This window comes from Streptomyces tricolor, from assembly GCF_002155905.1.
GTDB lineage: Bacteria > Actinomycetota > Actinomycetes > Streptomycetales > Streptomycetaceae > Streptomyces > Streptomyces tricolor.
In genome coordinates this window covers 1-3,373 of sequence record NZ_MUMF01000331.1, presented here as the reverse complement: position 1 = coordinate 3,373, position 3,373 = coordinate 1, and the positions used below count along the sequence as shown (strand labels likewise).

2 protein-coding genes are annotated in these 3,373 nt (G+C 71.0%); one reads left to right on the top strand and one right to left on the bottom strand.

Translation table 11 applies throughout. The annotated features are described in order from the left end of the window. A partial coding sequence (locus tag CCN44_RS23595) for an aminotransferase class V-fold PLP-dependent enzyme (protein WP_086699316.1) occupies window positions 1–904 on the top strand: 904 nt, incomplete at its 5' end. 155 nt (window positions 905–1,059) lie between these two features. Here the strand turns inward: CCN44_RS23595 and CCN44_RS23590 are convergent. Then, a partial coding sequence (locus tag CCN44_RS23590) for an alpha-L-arabinofuranosidase C-terminal domain-containing protein (protein ID WP_107502105.1) occupies window positions 1,060–3,373 on the bottom strand: 2,314 nt, incomplete at its 5' end.

The window sequence follows — 3,373 nt, the reverse complement described above, 5'->3', positions numbered from 1 at the left end:
GCTCGGCCCGGGCGACCGGATCGTGGTGACCGAGATGGAGCACCACGCGAACCTGGTGCCCTGGCAGCAGCTCGCGCAGCGGACGGGCGCGACGCTGGACTGGTTCGGCCTCACCGACGACGGCCGCCTCGATCTGTCCCGGGCGGACGAACTGCTGGACGAGCGCACCAAGGTGCTCGCCCTCACCCATCAGTCCAACGTCCTCGGCACGCTCAACCCGGTGCGCGCCCTCGCCGACCGCGCGCACGCCCACGGGGCCCTCGTGGTCGTGGACGGAGCCCAGTCGGTCCCGCACCGGCCGGTGGACGTGCGGGAGCTGGGCGCGGACTTCCTCGCCTTCTCCGGGCACAAGATGCTCGGCCCGAACGGCATCGGGGTGCTGTGGGGCCGCGCCGGCCTGCTCGCGGAGCTGCCGCCCTTCCTCACCGGCGGCTCGATGATCGAGATCGTGGAGATGGACCGCACCACCTTCCTGCCGCCGCCGCAGCGGTTCGAGGCGGGCGTGCCGATGGCCGCGCAGGCGGTGGGCCTCGCGGCGGCGGTGGCGTACCTGGAACGGCTCGGCATGGCGGAGGTGGCGGCGTACGAGGAGACGCTCACCGCCCGCGCCCTGCACCTGCTCGCCGAGGTGCCCGGGGTCCGGGTGGTCGGTCCCGCCGACCCGGCCGGCCGCGGCTCGGCCGTCTCCTTCACGGTCGAGGGCATCCACCCGCACGACGTCGGCCAGGTGCTGGACGAGCGGGGCGTCGCCGTCCGCGTCGGCCACCACTGCGCCCGCCCGATCGTCCGGCGCTACGGCGTCCCGGCGACCACCCGGGCGAGCTTCTACGTCTACAACACCCCGGACGAGGTGGACGCCCTGGTCGAGGGCGTCCGGGCGGCGCAGCAGTACTTCGGCGGGTGACAGCGGAGGCCTCCGGCCGGACCGAGGAGCCTTCCGGCGCATTCCGGCGGCCGGTCCGCGGCGGCCGGTCGCGCCCACGCGGCGGAGCCGCATGATCAGTACAGCCCGCGCCCCTTCGGACGCGGACCCTCCGCCGGGAAGGTCCGCGCCGCGCGCTACTTCTGCTTGATCCGCAGGAACGTGACGGAGTTCGCCGGGAAGGTGTACGTGAACTTCCCGGCGACCTGGGTGAAGGTCGACGTCTTCGGGGCGACCGCCGTGGCCGTCTCGGTGTTCACCGCCTCCGGCGCCGCGGCGAGCATGGTCACCTTGGCCGTGGACGCCACCCGGGCGCCGCCGAGGTCGACGCTCGTACGGGCGGCGGCGGACTGGGCGTTGACGACCTTGACGATCAGCTCGCCGGTCTTCGCGTCCCGGGTGACGACCTGGCGGAACGGCTCGGCCGGCTTGTCGTCGGTGAAGCTGCCCCACTCCTTGCCGTCGAGGTACAGGGTCACCTGCCGGCCGCGCACCTTGATGTCGATGTCGTAGGCCCGGCCGGTCTCGACCGACCCGGCCTTGGCGAGCAGTGTGGACTTGCCGCCGTCCGTGGCCTGCTCGACCGCCGACTGGGTGTTGTTCCAGCCGCCGAGGTTCCACCAGTAGTAGTTGCCGGTGTCCTTGACGCCGAAGGCGACGAGGAAGCCCTCCTTGCCGGACTTCTTGGTGGCCTTCACATGCAGGTCGTAGTCGTGCCAGGACGGGTCGCCTGCCTGGACCATGGTGTTCTCGGCGGTGTCGTCCGTCTGGACGTAGCTGCCGTCCCGGACGGTCCAGCTGCCGGTGCCGGTGTGGGTCCACCGCGAGGCGTCACCGGAGAAGTCGTCGCCGAACAGCGTGCCGCCGTCGGCGGCGGTGACCTTCACGTCGTCGTAGGCGGCGCCGGTGTTCCAGGTGGACAGGCCGACCGCGCCGGTGATGGGGCCGCTCAGGCTCGGGGTGCCGGTCGCGGTGCTCGGTACCACCCGGTCGCCCACGTTGGTCATGAACAGCTTCTGGACCTCGTAGTTGGCGGAGTTCCAGGAGGCGTGGTTGTTGAACCACACCATGTCCGGGCTCCACTGGACGTAGTCCTCGTTGGCGAGGAGCGGGGCGTACGAGGCGAGCTTGACGACGTCCGCGTTGCGCTCCAGGCCGGTCATGAACGCCGCCTCGGCGAGGCCGTTCTTGAAGGCGTTGCCCTGGGAGGCGTACTCGCCGAGGAAGACCTTCGGGCCGGAGCGGTCGTAGGAGTCGTAGCGGTCGTTGTGCTGCAGGAACCACTGCGGGCTGTTGTAGTAGTGCTCGTCGACCATGTCGACCTCGGCGTCCCGGTTGAGCTTCCAGGCCGTGTCGAAGGTGGCCCCCGCGTCGTCGGGGCCGGAGTTGGAGATCACCTGTACGGACGGGTACTTCGCCTTGACGGCCGCGCGGAACTGCTGGAAGCGGGCGAAGAACTCGTGCGGCAGGTTCTCCTCGTTGCCGACCTCGATGTGGGTGAGGTGGAACGGCTCGGGGTGGCCCATCTCGGCGCGCTTCCTGCCCCATTCGCTCGTCGCCGGCCCGTTGGCGAACTCGATGAGGTCGAGGGTGTCCTGGATGTGCCGCTTGAGCAGGGCGTCGTCGACGACGGCCTTGTTCTGGCCGCAGCCGGTGACCAGGGCCGGCACGACGGGCAGCGGCATCGCGCCGATGTCCTCGGCGAACCGGAAGTACTCGTAGTAGCCGAGGCCGTAGCTCTGGTTGTAGCCCCAGAAGTTGGCGTTGGTGGCGCGGGTCTCGACCGGGCCGATGGTGTCCTTCCACTGGTAGGAGCGCTTGCGCTGCCAGCCGGAGCCCTCGCTGTAGTCCTGCATGGAGCCGGTGTTGACCAGGCAGCCGCCGGGGAAGCGGACGAAGCCCGGGCGCAGGGCGGCGATCTTCTCGGCGAGGTCCTTGCGCAGGCCGTTGGGCTCGTGCTTGTAGGTGTCGCGCGGGAAGAGGGACACCATGTCCAGGGCCGTGGCGGCGTCGGCGGCCACGGTGAGCCGGCCGGCGGTGCTGGTGCGGGTCGCGGTGAAGGTGGCCTTGTACCGGGTCCAGCCGCTCTTCTTCACGACGATCCGCCGGGCGTCCGCGAGCGGGCCGCCGGCGTCCTGGAGGGTCACGGTGAGCGTGCTGCCGGCCTCGGCGCGGGCCCACACGGAGAAGTCGTACTTCTCGCCGTCCCGCACGGCGACGCCGGTGTTGTAGCCGGCGTTGGTGACGGACGAACCGGCGGCCAGGGACAGATAGGCGCGGTTGCGGTCGTTGAGACGGCCGGAGTCGTCGACGACCCGCGCGGTGCCGGACACCGTCCAGGCGGTCAGCGGGGTGTACGACGCGTTGTCGGCGGTGGAGTACTCGAAGGACCGGTTCTGCACGAGTTCGGCGTACAGGCCGCCGTCGGCGGCGCGGTTGATGTCCTCGAAG